Origin of the sequence: Mesorhizobium sp. WSM2240 (genome assembly GCF_040438645.1) — a bacterium.
Classification (GTDB): Bacteria; Pseudomonadota; Alphaproteobacteria; order Rhizobiales; family Rhizobiaceae; genus Allomesorhizobium.
Map to the genome: position 1 here is coordinate 3063662 of NZ_CP159253.1, position 19062 is coordinate 3082723.

The following is a 19062-nucleotide window of genomic DNA, read 5'->3' on the forward strand; positions in this document are numbered from 1 at the left end:
CATTGAAACCTCCCTTTGTCCGGCTGCTAAGCAGCGCCGGTCAAAATTTATAACGATGTAATCGACCGGACTGTCAAGGCGCTGGCGGCACAAATTCGAAAATTGCCTCTAGTGCAATGAAATCGCTCGAATATGTCTTTCCGGAAGGCGGCTGCCCGCTGTCTAGGCAAGCTTATCTTTCCGATTTATAACGATGCAAATCGGGCGGCCGCACTGGTCCGCCTCTGCTGCGGGACAGTAGACAGCATGGACAGCGGCGAAAGGCTCGGCAAAAACGGCGACGAGGCCGTGGGAAAGCCGACGCTGCGTACGATCGCCGAGCTCACAGGGCTTGCGGTCACCACCGTCTCGCGCGCCCTCGGCGGTGCGCCACAGATCGCGCTGGAAACGCGCGAAAAAGTGCAGCGCGTGGCGGCCGATATAGGCTATTTCCCCGATCGCGCGGCACAGCGCCTGCGTACCGGACGAACCAATGTGATCACGCTGGTTCTCGATCCGCACGACGAGATCCTCGGCTTCGGCACTTCGCTGGTCAGCGGCCTGACCGCGGCGCTGCGCAATACGCCCTACCACCTCGTCATCACCCCGCATTTCGCCAATGTGCCGAGCATCGACCCGGTTCGCCACATCATGCGCAACCGTATGGCCGACGGCATCGTGTTCTCGCGCACCGAACCGTTCGACGAACGTGTGAAGCTGCTCATTGAGAACGGCTTCCCGTTCATCTGCCACGGCCGCACCGAGCTTGCCGCACCGCATCCTTACGTGGATTTCGACAATTTCGCCTTCGCCTACGAGGCGACGCGGCGTCTGATAGAAAAGGGGCGGAGGCGGCTGGCAATCGTGTTGCCGCCGCGCCGCTTTACCTTCTTCCAGCACATCCAGTACGGCTTCATGACAGCCGTGCGCGAGAAGGGGATGGAATTCGAGGTGGCGGACGGGATCGATCTCGACAGCCCGGCGGCGGAAATCCATGCCCATGTCGCTCGCCGCGCGGGTGAACCGGACCCGCCGGACGGCTATGTCTGCTGCGGCGAGGTCTCGGCGCTTGCGGTTATGGCGGCGCTGAGCGATCGCGGCCTGACGCCCGGCAGTGACGTAGGAATCGTCGCCAAGCAGACTTCTGGCCTGTTCAACCTGATCAGGCCTCAGGTCGACACGATCTATGAGGATGTCGCAGAAGCCGGATTGCAAATGGGGCGGCTTTTGCTTGCGCGAATTGCCAATCGTCCTGCGCGCGAACTGCAGGTTGTACACCAGCCGAAATTGCAGTTCGTCGAAGACTGACCTGCCGGTTGCCTTGTAAGGACAGAATCGGCCCGCCCCCAGCCTGAATTGAAGTTTTTGCGGGATTTTTAACGATTTTGCTTGCATCCGGAGAAATTTGGTAATTTTAGCTGATTGAATACTTGGCAACTGATTTCCATACCGGCGCCTTACGCGCCAATCGGAGTAGCGACCTTGCAAGAAAACGATATTTCAGCCCTCGAGCTGACGGCCTCGATCGTATCGGCCTATGTTTCGAAGAACAGCGTTCCCGTCGCCGGCCTGCCGGATCTCGTGGCGAGCGTGCATGCTTCACTGCAGAAACTTGCGGGTTCGCCAGAACCTGAGCCGGCGCCCTTGACGCCAGCCGTGCCGATAAAGAAATCGGTGACGCCGGACTATATCATCTCGCTCGAGGACGGACGTAAGTTCAAGTCGCTGAAGCGCCATCTCAGCGCCCATTACGGCATGACGCCGGACGAATACCGGGCGAAATGGAACCTGCCGAGCGATTATCCGATGGTCGCGCCGAACTACGCCGCCACCCGCTCGGCCTTGGCAAAGACAATGGGCCTCGGCCGCAAGCCCGGTGCGAAGGCAGCTCCGAAGGCCAAGCCGGCCACCGGTGCGAAGCGCGGACGTCCGAAAAAGGCGTCCTGAGCGACCCGGCCGGATAGTTCGCTATTCGTCCGGGCCAAAACCCTTCGGAACTTCCTCGACCCGCCTGATCCGGCCCTGGTCCAGGCGGAATACGCCGTTCTGCCCGCCCTGCCTTTCGAAATCCGACTGCAACTCGTCCCAGGTCCCGAGATACTCGCCGCAATCGTCGCACCGGATCTCGGACTCCGGGCGCGCATTGGCCGGTATCCTGAGCCGGATTGTCAGGCAGTAGGGGCATTCGAGCTGGTGGTTCAGATATTCCGCCGTCACGGGCTTGCCCTCGTTAAACCCGATGATGCCATGCTGGTCGGGCAATGTCGAATAACGCCGCCTTGAGGTGCTGGACATATTCGCACGGCTGTCGGGAGTGACTTGACGCCGCGCGGCGTCACGCGTTAGGGCCCCTCACCAATTGCAGCATCGGACAGGAAGGCCCTGCCCCCATGGAAATCTTCACTGCCGCCGGCTTCGCGGCGCTCCTTCAGGTCATCGCGATCGATCTCGTTCTCGCCGGCGACAACGCCATCGTCATCGGACTTGCGGCGGCCGGACTGCCGGCCGAACAACGCAGGAAGGCCATTGTCGTCGGCATTCTCGCGGCCACTGTTTTGCGTATTTTTTTCGCGTTGATCACGCAGCAGCTCCTCCAAATCGGGCCGATCCTGCTCATCGGCGGCGGCATCTTGCTGCTCTACGTCTGCTGGAAGATGTGGCGCGAGCTCAGGACCACGTACAAGGAAGAGGAAGAGGCGACCGAAGCGCTGTCGGACATCGACTACGATAGGAGCGGAGCAGTAGCAGGAGGCGCCCCGCGCAAGACCTTCGCGCAGGCTGCTTGGCAGATCGTCATTGCTGACGTATCCATGTCGCTCGACAACGTGCTGGCGGTTGCCGGCGCGGCGATGGACCACCCGACCGTGCTCATCATCGGGCTCGCGCTCTCGATCGCGCTGATGGGCTTTGCGGCCACCTTCATCGCAAGGCTACTGCACAAGCACCGCTGGATCGCCTATGTCGGCCTCGCGGTCATTCTTTACGTCGCCATCGAGATGACACTGAAGGGCGCCTATGGCCAATGGCCAGAGCATCTCTCTTTCCTGAACGCGTGGTTCGGCGCGCCGGGGCAGATGGGCCACTGACCGGACGCCGCGTCGCGGTTTTCCTGCGGCCGGAACTGTGTTATTGCGCCGCAAATCGAGCGCCCGCCGGGCGCTCGCACATTAAATCAACACATTCAGGCAGGCCGGACCCTTTCATGGTTCCGGCTTTCGCCGTTGAAAGTCCCGATATGTCCGCATCCGCTCCACGCGTCAGTTTCGTCAGCCTCGGATGCCCGAAGGCGCTCGTGGATTCCGAGCGCATCATTACAAGGCTGCGCGCCGAGGGATACGAGATCGCGCGCAAGCACGACGGCGCTGACCTCGTCGTCGTCAACACCTGCGGTTTCCTCGATTCAGCGCGCGACGAGTCACTCGCAGCAATCGGATCGGCCATGTCGGAAAACGGCAAGGTCATCGTCACCGGATGCCTCGGGGCAGAGCCGGAAGTGATCCGCGAAAAGCATCCCAATGTGCTCGCCATCACCGGACCGCAGGCCTATGAGAGCGTGATGGCCGCCGTTCACGAAGCCGCGCCCCCGACGCATGAGCCTTTCATCGATCTTCTGCCGCCGCAGGGCGTGAAACTGACGCCGCGCCACTATGCCTATCTGAAGATATCTGAAGGCTGCAACAACCGCTGCACCTTCTGCATTATCCCGGCGCTTCGCGGCGACCTCGTCTCGCGACCGGCCGGCGACGTGCTGCGTGAAGCCGAAAGACTGGCCAAGGCCGGCGTCAAGGAGATCCTGGTCATCTCTCAGGACACCAGCGCCTACGGTATCGACATCAAATACCAGACCAGCCTGTTCCAGGAGCGCGAGGTGCGCGCCAAATTCCTCGATCTGTCCAGGGAGTTGGGTGAACTCGGCGTCTGGGTGCGCATGCACTATGTCTATCCCTACCCGCATGTCGCGGAAGTCATTCCGCTGATGGCCGAGGGCAAGATACTCCCCTATCTCGACATACCCTTCCAGCACGCTTCGCCGCAGGTTCTGAAGAACATGCGCCGCCCGGCGCATGGCGAAAAGACGCTGGAGCGCATTCGCGGCTGGCGCGAGACATGTCCCGATCTCGCGATCCGCTCGACCTTCATCGTCGGCTTTCCCGGCGAGACTGACGAGGATTTCGAGATGCTGCTCGACTGGCTGGACGAGGCCAAGATCGACCGCGCCGGCTGCTTCAAATACGAGCCTGTGAAGGGCGCGCGCTCGAACGATCTCGGTCTCGCACAGGTGCCTCAGGAGGTGAAGGAAGCCCGCTGGCATCGCTTCATGCAGCGCCAGCAGAAAATCTCGGCCGCCCGGCTGCAGAAGAAGGTCGGCAAGCGCCTGCCCGTCATCATCGACGAGGCGCATGGGCTATCGGCCAAGGGCCGCACAAAGTACGACGCGCCGGAAATCGACGGCTCGGTCCACATCCAGTCGCGCCGGCCGCTTCGCGCCGGCGATATCGTGACCGTCAAGGTTGAGCGGACGGATGCCTATGATCTCTACGGATCGGCGGTTTAACCGCCCGCGGGGTACTAGAGGAACGGATTGACGATCCGCACGCCCGCAATCTCACGATCGTGGGCAAGATCTTCCGTCATGAGTTCTTGGCAGTTTTGTGCGCGGGCGGCAGCAATGACCGAGCAATCCCAGAACGAGAAGCCCGAAAGGGTCTTGATCTGGAGCGCGTCCTGAAAGAGTGCGAGCGTATTGTCCTGAATGGGGAAGCGTGTCCAGGTGGTTATGAAGTCCTCCGCCAACGCGTGAGATAAGGCGCCCGGGCGGGACGGCCGCGTTGCCTGCACGTAGAACTCCTGCAGCACTTGGACCGACAATGCGCAGTCGTTGCGATCGAGCAACAACAGCGCCTTCTCTCGTTTCGTGGATTCGCCCAGGTCAGAGCTCACGGAGTAAAGCAGAATATTGGTGTCGAGAAAAACCGGCACGATCAGCGGTTTCGTTCGTGAACTTCGTCGCGCGACAGGCGATCGGAAGCGCTAAACCCTCTGACTTTCAATCTCAATCCCGCTTCCTTGCGTTTGAGCCTCTCAAACTCCGTTTCGGTGTTCGCCAACTGCGCGAGGTAGTCGCGAACCATTGCGGAGACGGATGTGTCATTCTCCGCTGCCTTGATCCGCGCGCGCCGGTAGGTTTCATCGTCGATGGAAACTGTGATATTTTTCATGCTTCACAGTATCACAGTTTGAAGGGCCCGCCAAGTCCTACGCCCCGGCCCAATAAAAAGGGCGCCATCGGCGCCCCTTTTTATCGGTCGAACAGAAGCTGCAATCACTTCGGCAGCTGGTCGTCCACGCCCTGGACGTAGAAGTTCATGCCGAGCAGCACGCCGTCCTCGGCGACCTCGCCCTCCTTCAGCCATTCCGAGCCGTCCTGTTTTTTGATCGGACCCGTGAAAGGGTTGAATTCGCCGGACTTGATCTTGGCTTCGGTCTCTTCGGCGAGCTTCTTCACGTCGTCAGGCATGTTGGTGTAGGGCGCCATCACGACATGGCCTTCTTTCATGCCGCCCCAGACATCGTGCTGCTTCCAGGTTCCGTCTATGACCGCCTTGACGCGTTCCGTGTAATAGGGACCCCAGTCGTCGACGATCGAGGTGAGCTGCGTCTCAGGACCGAACTTGATCATGTCGGAAGCCTGGCCGAACGCCTTGATGCCGCGCTCGGTCGCCACCTGCATGGGCGCCGTCGAATCGGTGTGCTGGGTAATGATGTCGACGCCCTGATCGATCAGCGCCTTTGCGGCGTCGGCTTCTTTGCCCGGGTCGAACCAGGTATTGGCCCAAACCACCTTGACCTTGAAATCGGGATTGACCGACTGCGCGCCGAGCACGAAGGCGTTGATGCCCATCACCACTTCCGGGATTGGGAAGGAGGCGATGTATCCGGCGACGCCGGCCTTCGACATCTTCGCCGCGATCACGCCTTGCACGTAGCGGCCTTCATGGAATTTCGAGTTGTAGGTCGCGACGTTCGGATGCTCGCGCTTGTAGCCGGTCGCATGCTCGAACTTAACGTCCGGGAACTTGCCAGCCACCTTGTTGGTCGGGTCCATGTAACCGAACGAGGTGGTGAAGATGATATTGCAGCCCGAACGGGCGAAACGTTCGATGGCGCGTTCGGCGTCGGCGCCTTCCGGCACGCTTTCCAGATAGGCCAGTTCGACGTTTTCCTCGCCGCCGAGATTCTCCTGCATCTCGAGCGCGCCCTTGTGGTGCTGATAGGACCAGCCGAAGTCGCCGATCGGCCCGACATAGATGTAGCAGGCCTTGGTGGCTGCTTCCGCGGCCATCGTGCCGAGCGACAGCACGGCGGCTGCGGCGGCCAATGACAGGATTTTGTTTTTCATTCTCGTTCGTCCTCTTTCAGTTGTTGCCGGGGACACTATCCCATTGTTGTTTTGAAGCCTGATCCGAAAACCGTTCCCATTTCCGGATCTTGCCTTAGCGATCTGGCACAAACGGCCGCCCCAGAGAAGCCGGTGTGTTCACCATTGTCAGCCGCTTGTTGCGTGAGATTAGAACAAGCACGACAATGGTCGCCAGATAGGGAAGCGAAGAAAGTAGCTGCGAAGGCACGCCTATCCCCAGCGCCTGCGCGTGAAGCTGGCCGATCGAAACCGCGCCAAAGAGATAGGCGCCGGCAAGCACGCGCCACGGCCGCCACGATGCGAACACCACCAGCGCAAGCGCGATCCAGCCGCGCCCGGCGGTCATGTTCTCGATCCACTGCGGCGTATAGACCAGCGACAGATAGGCGCCAGCCAGGCCGGCGCAGGCCCCACCGAACATTACAGCCAGATAACGTATGCCGATGACGTTGATGCCGAGCGCATGCGCGGAGCCGTGATTGTCTCCGACCGAGCGCAGCGTCAGGCCGGCGCGGGTGCGGAACAGGAACCAGGCGACGCCGACGGTCAGCAGGATCGACAGGTAGAATACCGGATCCTGGCCGAAGATCAGTCTCCCGATCACCGGCAAATCCGACAGGACCGGGATGTAAAGGTTGCCGAGCTTGATGCCAGGCTGGCCGACGAAGCCTTCGCCGAGCATGCCGGAAAGGCCGAGGCCGAGCAGCGTCAACGCCAAGCCCGTTGCCACCTGGTTGGTCACCAGCGTCAGCGTCAGGAAACCGAACAGCAGCGAAAACAGCGCGCCGACCGCGATGGCGGCGAGAATGCCGAGCCAGGGCGAGCCGGTGGCGAGCGTCACGCCGAAGCCGGTGACGGCGCCCATGATCATCATGCCTTCGACGCCGAGGTTGAGTACGCCGGAACGCTCCACCACCAGTTCGCCAAGGGATGCGATGAGCAGCGGTGTGGCGGCCGTCGCGATGGTTATGAGAATGGATTCAAACATTCTGGGAAACCTCCGCCGTCTTCACGGCAGGCGCACCGACGAAGCGGATGCGGTAGTGGATCAGCGTGTCACAGGCGAGCACAAAGAACAGGATCATTCCCTGGAAGGCGCGCACCACCTTGTCGGAGACGCCGATCGATATCTGCGCGGCCTCGCCCCCGAGATAGGAGAGCGCCAGGATCAGCCCCGCCGCGACGATGCCCAGCGGATTGAGACGGCCGAGAAAGGCCACGATGATCGCCGCAAAGCCGTAGCCCGGCGAAATGGTCGGCCTGAGCTGACCGATCGCGCCCGACACTTCCGAGATTCCGGCCAGACCGGCGAGCGCGCCGGAGACGATGAAGGCGAAGAACACCATCTTCGAAGCCGAGAAGCCGGCGAAGCGCCCTGCCCGCGGGCTCTGGCCGAGCACCTTCACTTCGAAGCCGCGCAGCGTTCGAGACAGCATGAACCAGGCCGCGACCGCAGCAATCAGCGCAAAGGCGAAGCCCCAATGCGCACGGCCGGAGGCAGGCAGGATTTCCGGCAGGATAGCGAATTCGTGGAAGTTGCGCGTTTCCGGAAAATTCATGCCCTCCGGGTTGCGCCAGGGTCCGCGCACCAGCCAGTCGAGGAAAAGCTGGGCGACATAGACCAGCATCAGGCTGGTCAGGATCTCGTTCGTGTTGAAACGCGCCTTCAGATAGGCAGGCACGGAGGCATAGGCCGCGCCGCCCAGCATACCCATGAGAAGCATCAGCGGCAGCACGATCCACGACTGCAGGCCGGGATACATGACCGGCAGGATCGAACCGACGATAGCACCGATTGTGAACTGGCCCTCCGCTCCGATATTCCAGTTGTTGGACAGGAAGCAGACCGAGAGGCCGACAGCGATGAGGATAAGCGGCGCGGCCTTGACCGCCAGCTCATGCAGCGACCAGACCTCGCGCAACGGGTCTACGAAGTAATAATACAGCGCCTCGGCGGGGTTCTTGCCGAGCAGCGAAAACATGATCGCGCCGGCAATCAGCGTGAGGCCGAGCGCGATGAAGGGCGACAGCGCGGAAAACAGCGCCGAATGCTGCGGACGTTTGACGAGTTCGATGCGCATCAGGCCGGCTCCGCCACAGGTTCGACATGACCGGGTTCGGCGCCGCCCATCAAAAGACCGATCTTTTCGAAGGTCGCTTCCGCGATCGGCAGCGGCGTCGACAATTCGCCATTGTGCATGACCGCGATGGAATCGGAGATCTCGAACAACTCGTCGAGATCCTGGCTGATGACGACCACCGCCGAGCCGCTGCGGGCCAGTTCGATCAACGCCTGACGGATGCGCGCCGCCGCGCCCGCATCGACGCCCCAGGTGGGCTGGTTGACGACCATTACTGCTGGGCGGCGATCGAGCTCGCGACCGATAATGAATTTCTGCAGATTGCCGCCCGAAAGTGCCGCGGCTTCCGGATCAGGCCCGCTCTTGCGCACGTCCATGGTCTCGATGATGCGCTGGGCGGCCGAGGCAATGGCGCCAGTCTGTACCGTGCCGGCGGCGCCTAGAAAGGCTTTGCGGTCGGTGGCATGGCGCGACAAGAGCAGGTTTTCCGACAACCGCATGCGCGGTGCCGCACCGTGGCCGAGCCGCTCTTCCGGCACGAAGGCAGCGCCGAGCAGCCTGCGGCCCGATATCGTCAGCCGGCCGGCGTTCTTGCCGCGAATACGGACGCTGGCCGCGTCGTGCTGCTGGACCTCGCCTGAAACCGCTTCGAAGAATTCTCCCTGGCCGTTGCCGGCAACGCCGGCGATGCCGATCACCTCGCCGGCGCGAGCGTTGAGATTGATATTGCGAAGCGGGATCGAGAAGGGCGTGGCAGGGGTGCGCGAAAGATTGCGCACCTCGAGCAGCGCGGCAGCCTTGTCCATTCCCTGGACGGGATCGCGAATAACGGCCTGCACCTCGTTGCCGACCATCATGCGTGCCAGCGAAGAGGCGGTCTCCTTGCGCGGATCGCAATGGCCGACGACCTTGCCATGTCGCAGCACGGTGGCGCGGTCGCACATGCGTTTGACCTCTTCCAGCCGGTGGGAGATGTAAAGGATCGACTTGCCTTCGGAGCGCAGCCGCTCCAGCGTCTCGAACAGCTTGTCCGCCTCCTGCGGCGTCAGCACGGAGGTGGGTTCGTCGAGGATAATGAGCTGCGGCGTCTGCAAAAGGCAGCGGATGATCTCGATGCGCTGGCGCTCGCCAACCGACAGGTCGCCGACCAGCGAATAGGGATCGAGCGGTAGGCCGTAGCTGTAGGAGAGCGCCTTGGCCTTGGCCGCGATGGTGGCGATCGGCGTATCGTCGTCGAGCGACAGGGCGATGTTTTCGGCCGCGGTCAGCGCGTCGAACAGCGAAAAGTGCTGGAACACCATCCCGATGCCAAGCTTGCGCGCCGCGCCGGGGCTGGAAATGCGCTCCGGCTGGCCGTTCCAGCGGATTTCGCCGGCGTTCGGTTCCAGCGAACCGAACAGCATCTTGACCAGGGTTGATTTGCCGGCGCCGTTTTCACCAAGCAGCGCGTGGATCTCGCCGCGGCCGACCGTGAGATCGACATTGTCGCACGCCTTGAGCGTGCCGAAGATTTTCGTCAGGCCGCGCACCTCCAGCAGGTTGCCGCCTTCAGTCTCAAGGGTTGCCGTCACAACGCTCCCCAGTTTTGATTATGTTCCCGAAAGCATCGTAGGCGTGGCCGTTGCATAACGCAAAGCGGGGTGCCGCTTGAAAGTGCTTCAAGAATTTCGGGGAAAACTCAAGGGAGGAGAATGCTTGTCCCCGTCGTCTTGCGCGCTTCGAGATCGGAGTGGGCCTTGGCGGCATCCGTCAGCGCGTAGCGCTGGTTGATCTCGATCCTGACGGCGCCGCTCGCCACGACTTCGAACAGCGCTTTCGCTGACGCTTCGAGATCCTCGCGCTTGGCGTTGTAGGAGAAGATCGTCGGCCGGGTCGCATAGAGCGAACCCTTCTGCGACAGCAGCGCCATGTTGAAGGGCGGTATCGGCCCCGACGACTGGCCGAAGGAGACAAACAGGCCGCGCGGCCTGAGGCAGTCGAGCGATCCGGGGAACGTGTCCTTGCCGACGGAATCGTAGACGACGTCGCAGAGCTTGCCGCCGGTTACCTCCTTCACAGCGCCGACGAAATCGGTCTCGCGGTAATTGATGACATGGTCGAAGCCGTGCGCCTTGGCCAGTGCGATCTTCTCGGCAGAACTCGCCGTGCCGATGACGGTCGCGCCGAGATGCTTTGCCCATTGCCCGAAGATCAGCCCGACGCCGCCGGCCGCGGCGTGGTAGAGGATGATGTCACCGGGCTTCACCGGGAATGTGCGGCGCAGCAGATATTCGGCAGTCATGCCCTTCAGCATCATGGCGGCCGCCTGCTCGTCGCTGACGCCCTCCGGAATCTTGACCAGCACGGCTGCCGCGATAACGCGCTCGTCACTATAAGCTCCGAGCGGGCCGACATAGGCGACCCGGTCGCCCTTGCTCAGTCCTTCGACGCCTTCGCCGGTCTCGACAACCACGCCCGCCGCCTCGTTGCCGGGGATAAGCGGAAATCCCGCCGGCGCGGGATAGAGCCCGCTGCGGTAATAGACGTCCAGGAAATTCAGCCCGATCGCGGTATGGCGTATAAGCACCTGGCCGGGACTTGGCCGGCCGGGATCGTTCTCTCCATAGGCCATCACCTCCGGCCCACCATTGGCCTGGATTTTTATTGCTTTTGACATGTCAGACTTTCCTGGCGCCTAGGTTGGGAAACAGCTGCATCACACCGCCGATGAAAAACAGGTAGATGCCGGTCGACGCGATGCCGACCTTGGTGAAGAGGCCGACATTCGCCGAAAGCACGCCGATCCGGTCATAGAACGTGGCGAGCGCCGACTGTGCAAGCGCGAGCGCGCCGAATGCACACCACAATAGCGTGATCGTCAGGTTGAGCGTTCGCAGCCGCCTGACACGGACCGGATGAAGGAAATTGACAGGCACGAAGGTCAGTATGCCGGCAAACACCACGACGGCGAAGGACAACCACTGGCCCGGCTCGGTGACGAACAGGGTGAACACCACCATGTTCCAGACCACCGGAAAACCCTTGAAGAAGTTCTCCTTCGTCTTCATGCCGGTGTCGGCATAGTAGATCGCACTCGAAACCACGATGATCGCCGCCGAAAGGAAGGAGAGCCCCTCGCCCATCAGCCCGAACTGATAGAGCGCGAAGGCCGGGATGAGGACGTAGGTGACGTAATCGATGATATTGTCGAGAAGCTCGCCCGACCAGGTCGGCAGGATTTCCTTGACCTCCAGCTTGCGCGCGATTGGGCCGTCTATGCCATCGACGAACAGGGCAAGTCCCAGCCACCAGAACATCGCCGTCCAGCGCTCTTCACTGGCCGCAACCAGCGACAGGAATGCCAGGAACGAACCCGAGGCGGTGAGCAGATGGACCGAAAAGGCCTTCGCCTGCGGCCAGGTGACCTGCCTGCGTTTAGTGCGACCGGCATGCGGGCTGTCCGCCATGGATTATCCTCTTCCGTTGGCCTGACCTTAATCGCAGCCTTGTCGCCCGTACAAGCGCTATTGCGCCCGCCCTCGATGGGCTGAATCGCCACGTTGATCGGAGCGCGCCGGCTGCCTATACACTCATCAAAGCCATTGAGCGTCCGGAAGCAGCCTTGGACCAGGACAATCCACAGAACGTAATTGTTGCGGGAACCGGCCCGGCCGGGCTGATCGCGGCACTCGGACTGGCGCATACTGGCTTCCGGGTCACGCTCGCCGGTCCCGAGGTCGGCCGCAACGACGGCCGCACAACGGCGCTGATGTCTCCGGCGCTGGGCTTTCTCGACACGCTCGGCATTCTCGATGCGATCCAGGCCAAGGCGGCACCGCTGCGTGCGATGCGCATCGTCGACGCGACGAACCGGCTGATCCGCAGCCCCGTCGTCACCTTCCATGCCGGCGAGGTCGGGGAAGAGTTCTTCGGGCTGAATGTACCCAATCGCGCCTTGAACGCCGCCCTGGAGCGGGCAGTGGCGGCGCATTCCCGCATAGAGTGGCGCCGGACTCTGGTCGACAGCTGGGCGGTCGGCACGGATCGGGTCACGGCAGTACTGGCCGACGGTGACCAGGTGCCCGGTGCGCTTGCCGTCGCCGCCGATGGGCGCATGTCGCCTGCCAGGCAGGCGGCAGGCATTTCGACCTCGACGCGGGCATACCGCCAAGCCGCACTGGTCATCAATTTCGAGCATGCCCGGCCGCACGGCTTCATCTCCACCGAATTCCACACAGAAACCGGGCCATTCACGCAGGTGCCGCTGCCGGGCGACCGCTCGAGTCTCGTATGGGTGGTCACGCCCGAAACCGCAGAGGAACTCGCCGCGCTGGATGACGATGCTCTTTCCGCCAAGGTCGAGGAGCGGATGCAGTCGATGCTAGGGCGCGTTTCGGTGGAGCCGGGCCGGCAGATCTATCGGCTGTCGGCGGCGATGCCGGCGCGGTTTGCACAAAATCGCGTGGCACTCGTCGGCGAGGCCGCCCATGTCTTCCCGCCAATCGGCGCGCAAGGCTTGAATCTCGGTATCAGGGACGTCCAGGAACTGCTTGCGATTGCAGCGGAAAACCGAGCCGACCCGGGCTCGCCGGCGGCTCTGGCAGCCTATGATGCCAAGCGCCGGCCCGACATTCTGGCGCGCACCGGCGCGGTCAATCTGCTCAACCGGTCGCTGCTTTCCGATATGTTGCCGGCGCAGATGATGCGCAGCGCGGGCCTCGGCGTGCTCGGCGCTTTCGCGCCGCTGCGCGCGTTCTTCATGCGCGAGGGCCTCAGGCCCGGCAGCGGCTTCTCGTCGATCTTCTCAAGGGAATAAGTCCGGCGGCAGCATGCCGGTGGTGATGGCGTAGAGAAGCGCCGTCACCGTGCCGACCGAAAGGCAGGTGGTGATGAGCACGCTGGCCGACGCGCGCTCCACCCAGACGCCATATTGCTGGGCGATCACGAAGACGTTGGTCGCCGTCGGCAGCCCCGCCAGGAGCACGGCCGAAAACACCCAGATCTCCGAAAAATTGCCTACCGAGCTAAGCACGATATAGCAGATCAGCGGGTGTACGATCAGCTTGAGCGCGGCGATGGGCGCCAGTTCCTTGGGAACGCGTTTGAGCGGCCGCAGCGCCAGCGTAACGCCCATGGCGAACAGCGCGCAGGGTGCGGCGGCGCTGGACAGGTATTCGAGAAAACGTTCGATCGGCAGCGGCGGCCGGAACTCGATCGCCGCCGCTGCCACGCCTACGGCTGTCGCTACAATGAACGGATGCAGCAGGATCTTTTTGGCCACGCCGACCGCAAGCAGCAGCGGCGGCGTCTTTTCGCCGCCCGACAACGCCATCATCAACGGCGCCATGACGAAATGCATGATGTTTTCGAAGCATCAAAATTCAAGGCCCAAATTGCCTCCAAACCCGGGAAAACCAAGCTGTTCCGGTCGGCATCTAAGGTAAACGACGGCAAGAATGGGTGTGTTCGGCAACACTGTGTTGAACACACCCATCGTGGGACGAGGACACTATGTCTATACAACCAATGGGCGACTTCCGCTCGAATAAAAAGTGGCCCGAGGGCCCGATTGAAGACTGGCAGCAAGGGGCGAGCTACGGATGGATCGAGGAGAAATACGGCCGATCCTATAGCACCGTCGCAAAACTGATCCGCAACGCCAAGGCTCTTGGCGTCAAGCGGATTGTAGACACAGCTGGCCGGAAGCGCCAGGGCGGACGCACTCCGTTGAATGATCAGAAGCCGTTGAGCTATGGTCATCACAGCGTGGGTATCCGACTCAATCGCTTCCGGGAGATCGAGAACGTCTACACATACCAGAAGCTGGCCGACATGATCGACGTGAACCGCCTGACGGTTCGCAAGATGGAACTCGGCCTTCACGACTTCACGCTCGGCGAGATCCAGAAGCTGGCCGAGTTGATGGACGTGCAAGTACAGGAGCTCTTGAGACCCTTCACATGATTGAAACGAGACTGAAGAACTATTGGACGGCCATCCGCAGATTGCGGATGGCCCCCGATCGCCAGAAGGAGCTCGACGGCCCCTTCAAGCTCGCCGTGTCGCTGGAGAAGGACCCCCGCCTCCGAGCGATGATGGTCAACATCTATAACAAGGAACATCAACAGCCGGCCTAGTGCCGGCTTTTTCTTTGGGAAAAATCCAAATGAACGACAACGTGAAACCGCTGGTCGAGCAGCTGCTCGACCTGAAGGAGAAGCTCGCCCCGCTCGAAGCCAAGTTCGAGGCGGCCAAGGAAAGCATCCGCGCAGCTGGCGCCAGCACCTATCCGGTCCCCGGCCGGGGCAAGGTCATCGTCTCGGCTCCGTCCGAGGTCAAAGCCAAGGGCACCGAGATCGTGATCGACCCGGAGAAGCTCGACGCGGCCGATCCTACGCTCAAGGCGCAGCTCTTTGCCCTTGGAATTTTGCAAACAGCCACGATCTATAGCAGGGCATCAAAATCCAAGGTTGAGGTGAAACTGGAGGCCGCGTGAACGGACTACACTGGGAGGGCGATATCGCCTTCCTGATCCAGGGCGAGAAAGTTCAAACTGCTTTCGATTTCGAAATACCCTGTCCGTTCGACCAGAACAAGGACCCCGGCGATCACCGCATCGATCTTCGCATAGAGTGTGATCCCTCTCGCTTCCCTGCCGACCCGCTCATCGACGCCATGTCGCCGATACCGCGGGACACCGGCGAACCTGCAGCTTTCCTAACACAACAGGATCTGTCCATCATTCTCGCGACCCTCGCGCGGATGTCCACCCCGTCGAAGCTCCCCATCGCCCCCTTCTGGAGCCTGAAGCCCGACAAAATCGTTCGCCTGCTCGAACTCACCAACGTCCAGCCGCTCGTACTGACGGGCGTCAGAGCGACGAACAAGAGCGCCGTCGACCAGATACTGGAGGCGGTCCCGTACCTGCCCCGCAAGCTGGTCCTGCAGGGCGAACAGACCCTCATCCTCCGGCCCGAGGCCAGGAGAATTTCAACAGCCCTTGGGGACCTGAACCCCGCCGACTTCGTCTCCCTGCCATGGGAGGCCTACGGCGCGCATCTCCTCAAGCGACACATGCTCTCAAAAGGAACTGGAAATGAACACTGAACGTCAATCGAACGTCATCGCCGCCGTCTTCCACAATGGTTACAACGCCTCCAAGCGCTACCACTACTTCTGCAAATACCCGGTGCGTGTCGGCGATCACGTCATCGTGGACAGCCCCTACTCCGGCTATGCCTGCGTCAAGGTGGTCGACGTCCTGCCGAACGGCTCGATCAAGGCCACCAAGCCGGTCATCCAGGTCGTGGACGACGGCGATTACCGGGCCGACATCGAGCGCCAGAAGCGCATCGCCCAGATCAAGGCGAAGTTGAAGGCCCGTCAGGCCGAGATCGCCGAGCTCGAGTTCTTCCGCCACTTGGCCAAGATCGACAAGGAGTCGAGCGCTCTGGTCGCCGAGCTGGAGCAGCTGGCGGCATGACCGAGGATGAGCGCATCCGCGACCTCCGGCCAAGCTTTGGCCTCCTCGACGCGAAGCGGATCGCTCGCCGTGAGCGCCTGGAGGCGGAAATCGAACAAGCAGGGACGATCGACGACATCAAGGCCGTCCTGCGCCTGATGATGGAGAAGAGATGATGTTTGAGACCGAGGTGAAGGTGCTGCGTACCTTGGCCGGCGACGACCAGCTGGATGGCTGGGGCGCCGCGGTGTCCGCTGCCCTGGGGTATCTCCAGGGCAGCGGGTTCGCAACACGAGGGTCTGACCCGCAGCTCACCGACAAGGGCAAGGCCAAACTGAAGGAGCTCGGCTATGCCACACCCCAAGGATAAATCCGACGAAGAACTTCTTTGGGAGAGTGTTGGAGAAGCTGACACCCTTCGGAAGCGACTGGTCCGGGTGGAGCAAGAGCGGGACGCCTACAAGAAAGCCAGCGAAGGAGCCGGCGTCTGCATGACCTGTGTGATCCAAGCGCCGGACCCATACGGTTGCTCGGACTGCCTGAACACCGGTTGGTTCCAAGGCGACCCCTACGAACGGGTCAAGCAGCTGGAGGCCGTGGTCAAGAAGACCTTGCGTTGGGCCGAGGCGCGCTGCCCCTGCCACAACGAGGAGCCCAACCCGTGCCCTCTTTGCGGCGCGTCCGTCGAGAACCTCGAAGGTTGCAAGTCGGCCGAGAACACGATCCCGCGTGATCTGCTCACGGAACTTCGCCGTGTCTGACCTCGCCAACCGCCTGGAAAAGGCTCGGGCCGAGGTTGCTCGGCTTGAGCGAGAGTTCGCCCAAGGACCATGCCGGGAGTTCGGCCACAAGTGGAAACTCCTCGGCGGGTGCAACGCCAGCTGCGGTGAAAGCTGTGGCTGCTCTGTGCCCGTCCACATCTGCACCAAGTGCAATGACTGCGACTACGGCGACAACGCCGAAGCCGCCGAGATCCGTCAGAAATGTGAGGACCTAAATGTTTGATTATTGGCTTGGCTTCGGCCTGATCGCCGCGCTCCTGTCCCTCTACCCGTTCGTGTTCCGGCGTGAACCCTTCACGCTGATCGATGGCTTCATGTTCCTCCTCCTGTTGGCCTTCGGTCCCATCGGGCTCGCCGCCATCCTCCTGGTCGCGGGGCTGCACATCATCTGGATCATCCCCTGGGGCATGACGCTCTTCGGCCGGAGGCGCTGATGGACCCCAACGTCTCGCTCCGCGACTACCAGGTTGCGGACCTGGCCTACTATATCCGCAATCCCAAATGCCTCAATCTCTCGGACCCTGGCACCGGCAAGACACCCTCCGTGGTCGTCTACCAGTGGTATCTCTGGTCTCGGGAGAAGATCGGCTCGGCATTCGTGATGCCCCTCTCGCTCCTGAAAAAGAACCGGGACGAGATCCTGCGCTTCACGGATTTCAAGCCGGACGAGGTCACGATCGTCAAGGGGCTGAAGCCCCTCTCCCCGGCTCAGATCAAGCTCGCCGAGACGCTCCGGAAGTGGAGCGGCCCATACGAGCTGTTTGGCTCGCAGAAGGTCACCTTCAAAGCTCTGCTGCAGGCTGGCGTGGTCGACGAGGACCAGAACGTCAACGAGCAGATGCTCCACGCCAGGACGGTCCTGCCGTACGAGCTGGCGAACCCCGGCAACACCAAAGTGTTCCTGATGGGCTTCGACGCCTTCTCGACCCACTGGAGGGCGCTACCTGACTTCGTCAAGGCGGTCCAGGTGGACGAGATCCACAAGGGCTACAAGGGCGACAGCTCGGCCCGCACCCAAGGCTTCTACGAGTCCTTCCAGCGGCAGATGACCCACTTCCTGGGCATGACCGGGACGCTTGTCTCCGGCAGGCTGGACAGTGCCTATCCGGCAATCCGCGTGATCGAGCCTCGCTACTATGGCTCGTACAAGTCTTTCTATTGGTATCACGCGATCGAAGACCCGTTCACCGGGAAGCTCTCATCGTGGCGCAACCACGAGAAACTGTCGGCCATCTTCCGCAAGCACGCCATCCGGCGCACCTTCGAGATGGTCTACGGCAAGGAGGCCAAGGTCATCATCCCCGAGTTCGTGGAGATGTCCGAGAAGCAGCGGGAGATCTACGACAAGTTCAAGGACGAAGCGTTCCTCGAACTGGAGAAGTTCTTCCTGGAAGGCACCGAGCCAGGCGTGGCGTTCATCCGCGCCAGGCAGATCATGGAGCACCCGAACTCCTTCCCCGATCTGGCGGGCGCGGCCGGCGATACGATCGACATCATGAAGGGCGCCCGCTGCGGGAAGGAAGAGCGTCTCGACATCCACTTCGAAGATCACCAACGCACTGGCAAGCCGGTGATCGTCTACGCAGCGCTCAAGCCCCAGCAGTATCGCATCCTGGAGCTGGCCCGCTCGTACGGCCTCAAGGCCGAAGTGATCAACGGCGACGTCACGCCGAAGAGGCGTGGCGAGATCGACGAGGCGTTCCGCAAGGGCGAGCTCAACTGCATCATCGCCTCGCCGGCCGTGGCCGACGTCGGCTTCAACTGGCAGTTCTGTGGCGAGCAGGAGGTGGATCACATGATCTTCGCCTCGCTCGACTTCCTCGACACCACAGTCCTGCAGGCCTACCGCCGAGCCATTCGCGGCAAGCGTGGTTCACCACTACGCATCACGGTCCTGCTTTACGAGGACAGCCTTGATCAACGGATCACCTGGATCATCTACCAGAAGTCGCTCGACGCGCACAAGGTGGACCCAACTCACCAGGTGTTGAGGCTGTTCGAACACAACATCGACGCCGAGCCTATGAAGGAGGCAGCATGAAGATCATCCACGCTCATTGCGAAAGCGACTGGGAAGGCCTCTATATCGACGGCATCTGCGTCGCGCAGGAACATTCCCTTCGTCTTGGAAGCATTTTGGAGCTGATCAAAGATCGCGGGCAACCGATCGCGGAGTACGAGCCGAAATGGGTCGACCCGGATTGGATGGACGAACAAGGGTATCTGCCCGAGGACATCAAGGAGGTTCAATGGAGTAAATAGTTTCGCGTTACTCTAGGACAAGAGAAAAAGGCCCGTCGTAATTCGGCGGGCCTTTCTTACATCACGACTACCGCAACAAAGCGGTGATGAAACTGA

25 protein-coding genes and 1 pseudogene are annotated in these 19062 nt (G+C 61.7%); 16 read left to right on the plus strand and 10 right to left on the minus strand.

The genetic code is table 11. The features are described from left to right. Nucleotides 1-246: 246 nt before the first annotated feature. A complete protein-coding gene (locus ABVK50_RS15020; protein ID WP_353640806.1) occupies nt 247-1287 on the plus strand; it encodes a LacI family transcriptional regulator in 1041 nt (346 codons plus the stop codon). A 174-nt stretch (nt 1288-1461) separates the two neighbouring features. Then, nucleotides 1462-1926 (plus strand): MucR family transcriptional regulator, encoded by a 465-nt coding sequence (locus tag ABVK50_RS15025; protein WP_353640805.1) that lies wholly within the window; start codon nt 1462-1464, stop codon nt 1924-1926. 21 nt (nt 1927-1947) lie between these two features. Here the strand turns inward: ABVK50_RS15025 and ABVK50_RS15030 are convergent, their stop codons facing one another. Beyond that, on the minus strand, nt 1948-2274 hold the full coding sequence (locus tag ABVK50_RS15030; RefSeq protein ID WP_353640804.1) for a hypothetical protein: 327 nt from the start codon (nt 2272-2274) through the stop codon (nt 1948-1950). 95 nt (nt 2275-2369) lie between these two features. Between ABVK50_RS15030 and ABVK50_RS15035 the strand changes: the two genes are divergently transcribed. Together ABVK50_RS15035 and rimO are read left to right on the plus strand one after the other, a co-directional pair. Next, nucleotides 2370-3065, plus strand: coding sequence for a TerC family protein (locus ABVK50_RS15035; RefSeq protein ID WP_353640803.1), 696 nt, complete (start codon nt 2370-2372; stop codon nt 3063-3065). Between the two features lie 149 nt (nt 3066-3214). Then, nucleotides 3215-4534 carry a 30S ribosomal protein S12 methylthiotransferase RimO gene (gene rimO / locus ABVK50_RS15040; protein WP_353640802.1) on the plus strand — a complete coding sequence of 440 codons (1320 nt, stop codon included), beginning with the start codon at nt 3215-3217 and terminating at the stop codon, nt 4532-4534. 14 nt (nt 4535-4548) lie between these two features. On the opposite strand, the gene ABVK50_RS15045 is transcribed toward rimO, so the two are convergent. The 8 genes from ABVK50_RS15045 to pcsA all read right to left on the minus strand — a co-directional run bounded on the left by ABVK50_RS15045 (nt 4549) and on the right by pcsA (nt 11927). After that, nucleotides 4549-4959, minus strand: coding sequence for a PIN domain-containing protein (locus tag ABVK50_RS15045; protein WP_353640801.1), 411 nt, complete (start codon nt 4957-4959; stop codon nt 4549-4551). Between the two features lie 2 nt (nt 4960-4961). Beyond that, nucleotides 4962-5198 (minus strand): DUF6364 family protein, encoded by a 237-nt coding sequence (locus ABVK50_RS15050; protein WP_353640800.1) that lies wholly within the window; start codon nt 5196-5198, stop codon nt 4962-4964. A 104-nt stretch (nt 5199-5302) separates the two neighbouring features. Further along, a complete protein-coding gene (locus tag ABVK50_RS15055; protein WP_353645924.1) occupies nt 5303-6322 on the minus strand; it encodes a BMP family ABC transporter substrate-binding protein in 1020 nt (339 codons plus the stop codon). A 151-nt stretch (nt 6323-6473) separates the two neighbouring features. Then, on the minus strand, nt 6474-7388 hold the full coding sequence (locus tag ABVK50_RS15060; RefSeq protein ID WP_353640799.1) for an ABC transporter permease: 915 nt from the start codon (nt 7386-7388) through the stop codon (nt 6474-6476). Further along, a complete protein-coding gene (locus ABVK50_RS15065) occupies nt 7381-8481 on the minus strand; it encodes an ABC transporter permease (RefSeq protein ID WP_353640798.1) in 1101 nt (366 codons plus the stop codon). Before ABVK50_RS15065 ends, ABVK50_RS15060 begins: the two co-directional genes overlap by 8 nt. Further along, nucleotides 8481-10052, minus strand: coding sequence for an ABC transporter ATP-binding protein (locus ABVK50_RS15070; RefSeq protein WP_353640797.1), 1572 nt, complete (start codon nt 10050-10052; stop codon nt 8481-8483). The genes ABVK50_RS15065 and ABVK50_RS15070 overlap by 1 nt, the downstream gene beginning before the upstream one ends. 107 nt (nt 10053-10159) lie before the next feature. Continuing rightward, complete coding sequence (locus tag ABVK50_RS15075; protein ID WP_353640796.1) at nt 10160-11137, minus strand: quinone oxidoreductase; 978 nt, start codon at nt 11135-11137, stop codon at nt 10160-10162. Between the two features lies 1 nt (nt 11138). Then, nucleotides 11139-11927 carry a phosphatidylcholine synthase gene (pcsA, locus tag ABVK50_RS15080; protein ID WP_353640795.1) on the minus strand — a complete coding sequence of 263 codons (789 nt, stop codon included), beginning with the start codon at nt 11925-11927 and terminating at the stop codon, nt 11139-11141. A gap of 155 nt (nt 11928-12082) precedes the next feature. Between pcsA and ABVK50_RS15085 the strand changes: the two genes are divergently transcribed. Next, nucleotides 12083-13276: a UbiH/UbiF family hydroxylase gene (locus ABVK50_RS15085; protein ID WP_353640794.1), complete on the plus strand. Its 1194-nt coding sequence runs from the start codon at nt 12083-12085 to the stop codon at nt 13274-13276. On the opposite strand, the pseudogene ABVK50_RS15090 reads toward ABVK50_RS15085, so the two are convergent. Then, nucleotides 13265-13852, minus strand: a pseudogene (locus tag ABVK50_RS15090) (AEC family transporter); the annotation flags it as partial. The gene ABVK50_RS15085 and the pseudogene ABVK50_RS15090 overlap by 12 nt on opposite strands. Nucleotides 13853-13971: 119 nt before the next feature. Here ABVK50_RS15090 and ABVK50_RS15095 point away from each other — a divergent pair. The 11 genes from ABVK50_RS15095 to ABVK50_RS15145 all read left to right on the plus strand — a co-directional run bounded on the left by ABVK50_RS15095 (nt 13972) and on the right by ABVK50_RS15145 (nt 18966). After that, on the plus strand, nt 13972-14424 hold the full coding sequence (locus tag ABVK50_RS15095) for a helix-turn-helix domain-containing protein (protein ID WP_353640793.1): 453 nt from the start codon (nt 13972-13974) through the stop codon (nt 14422-14424). After that, nucleotides 14421-14597 carry a hypothetical protein gene (locus ABVK50_RS15100; RefSeq protein WP_353640792.1) on the plus strand — a complete coding sequence of 59 codons (177 nt, stop codon included), beginning with the start codon at nt 14421-14423 and terminating at the stop codon, nt 14595-14597. Before ABVK50_RS15095 ends, ABVK50_RS15100 begins: the two co-directional genes overlap by 4 nt. Before the next feature lie 41 nt (nt 14598-14638). Next, entirely contained in the window at nt 14639-14956 is a 318-nt protein-coding gene (locus ABVK50_RS15105; protein ID WP_353640791.1) for a hypothetical protein, read from the plus strand. Continuing rightward, complete coding sequence (locus ABVK50_RS15110; RefSeq protein ID WP_353640790.1) at nt 14953-15567, plus strand: hypothetical protein; 615 nt, start codon at nt 14953-14955, stop codon at nt 15565-15567. Before ABVK50_RS15105 ends, ABVK50_RS15110 begins: the two co-directional genes overlap by 4 nt. Further along, a complete protein-coding gene (locus ABVK50_RS15115) occupies nt 15557-15943 on the plus strand; it encodes a hypothetical protein (RefSeq protein ID WP_353640789.1) in 387 nt (128 codons plus the stop codon). Before ABVK50_RS15110 ends, ABVK50_RS15115 begins: the two co-directional genes overlap by 11 nt. Further along, nucleotides 15940-16098, plus strand: coding sequence for a hypothetical protein (locus ABVK50_RS15120; protein WP_353640788.1), 159 nt, complete (start codon nt 15940-15942; stop codon nt 16096-16098). Before ABVK50_RS15115 ends, ABVK50_RS15120 begins: the two co-directional genes overlap by 4 nt. Next, complete coding sequence (locus ABVK50_RS15125) at nt 16098-16292, plus strand: hypothetical protein (protein WP_353640787.1); 195 nt, start codon at nt 16098-16100, stop codon at nt 16290-16292. Before ABVK50_RS15120 ends, ABVK50_RS15125 begins: the two co-directional genes overlap by 1 nt. Continuing rightward, nucleotides 16273-16683 (plus strand): hypothetical protein, encoded by a 411-nt coding sequence (locus tag ABVK50_RS15130; RefSeq protein WP_353640786.1) that lies wholly within the window; start codon nt 16273-16275, stop codon nt 16681-16683. The genes ABVK50_RS15125 and ABVK50_RS15130 overlap by 20 nt, the downstream gene beginning before the upstream one ends. Nucleotides 16684-16919: 236 nt before the next feature. After that, nucleotides 16920-17138: a hypothetical protein gene (locus ABVK50_RS15135; protein ID WP_353640785.1), complete on the plus strand. Its 219-nt coding sequence runs from the start codon at nt 16920-16922 to the stop codon at nt 17136-17138. Continuing rightward, entirely contained in the window at nt 17138-18745 is a 1608-nt protein-coding gene (locus ABVK50_RS15140; RefSeq protein WP_353640784.1) for a helicase-related protein, read from the plus strand. The genes ABVK50_RS15135 and ABVK50_RS15140 overlap by 1 nt, the downstream gene beginning before the upstream one ends. Continuing rightward, nucleotides 18742-18966: a hypothetical protein gene (locus tag ABVK50_RS15145; RefSeq protein WP_353640783.1), complete on the plus strand. Its 225-nt coding sequence runs from the start codon at nt 18742-18744 to the stop codon at nt 18964-18966. The genes ABVK50_RS15140 and ABVK50_RS15145 overlap by 4 nt, the downstream gene beginning before the upstream one ends. Nucleotides 18967-19062 lie beyond the last annotated feature (96 nt).

Excerpts from the sequence above, each read along its gene's own strand:
- rimO (WP_353640802.1), top strand. The coding sequence starts at position 3,215 with ATGTCCGCATCCGCTCCACGCGTCAGTTTCGTCAGCCTCGGATGCCCG.
- ABVK50_RS15095 (WP_353640793.1), top strand. The coding sequence starts at position 13,972 with ATGTCTATACAACCAATGGGCGACTTCCGCTCGAATAAAAAGTGGCCC.
- ABVK50_RS15035 (WP_353640803.1), top strand. The coding sequence starts at position 2,370 with ATGGAAATCTTCACTGCCGCCGGCTTCGCGGCGCTCCTTCAGGTCATC.
- ABVK50_RS15060 (WP_353640799.1), bottom strand. The coding sequence starts at position 7,388 with ATGTTTGAATCCATTCTCATAACCATCGCGACGGCCGCCACACCGCTG.
- ABVK50_RS15050 (WP_353640800.1), bottom strand. The coding sequence starts at position 5,198 with ATGAAAAATATCACAGTTTCCATCGACGATGAAACCTACCGGCGCGCG.
- pcsA (WP_353640795.1), bottom strand. The coding sequence starts at position 11,927 with ATGGCGGACAGCCCGCATGCCGGTCGCACTAAACGCAGGCAGGTCACC.
- ABVK50_RS15055 (WP_353645924.1), bottom strand. The coding sequence starts at position 6,322 with ATGGCCGCGGAAGCAGCCACCAAGGCCTGCTACATCTATGTCGGGCCG.
- ABVK50_RS15030 (WP_353640804.1), bottom strand. The coding sequence starts at position 2,274 with ATGTCCAGCACCTCAAGGCGGCGTTATTCGACATTGCCCGACCAGCAT.
- ABVK50_RS15100 (WP_353640792.1), top strand. The coding sequence starts at position 14,421 with ATGATTGAAACGAGACTGAAGAACTATTGGACGGCCATCCGCAGATTG.
- ABVK50_RS15135 (WP_353640785.1), top strand. The coding sequence starts at position 16,920 with ATGTTTGATTATTGGCTTGGCTTCGGCCTGATCGCCGCGCTCCTGTCC.
- ABVK50_RS15075 (WP_353640796.1), bottom strand. The coding sequence starts at position 11,137 with ATGTCAAAAGCAATAAAAATCCAGGCCAATGGTGGGCCGGAGGTGATG.
- ABVK50_RS15020 (WP_353640806.1), top strand. The coding sequence starts at position 247 with ATGGACAGCGGCGAAAGGCTCGGCAAAAACGGCGACGAGGCCGTGGGA.
- ABVK50_RS15145 (WP_353640783.1), top strand. The coding sequence starts at position 18,742 with ATGAAGATCATCCACGCTCATTGCGAAAGCGACTGGGAAGGCCTCTAT.
- ABVK50_RS15140 (WP_353640784.1), top strand. The coding sequence starts at position 17,138 with ATGGACCCCAACGTCTCGCTCCGCGACTACCAGGTTGCGGACCTGGCC.
- ABVK50_RS15125 (WP_353640787.1), top strand. The coding sequence starts at position 16,098 with ATGTTTGAGACCGAGGTGAAGGTGCTGCGTACCTTGGCCGGCGACGAC.
- ABVK50_RS15130 (WP_353640786.1), top strand. The coding sequence starts at position 16,273 with ATGCCACACCCCAAGGATAAATCCGACGAAGAACTTCTTTGGGAGAGT.
- ABVK50_RS15120 (WP_353640788.1), top strand. The coding sequence starts at position 15,940 with ATGACCGAGGATGAGCGCATCCGCGACCTCCGGCCAAGCTTTGGCCTC.
- ABVK50_RS15065 (WP_353640798.1), bottom strand. The coding sequence starts at position 8,481 with ATGCGCATCGAACTCGTCAAACGTCCGCAGCATTCGGCGCTGTTTTCC.
- ABVK50_RS15115 (WP_353640789.1), top strand. The coding sequence starts at position 15,557 with ATGAACACTGAACGTCAATCGAACGTCATCGCCGCCGTCTTCCACAAT.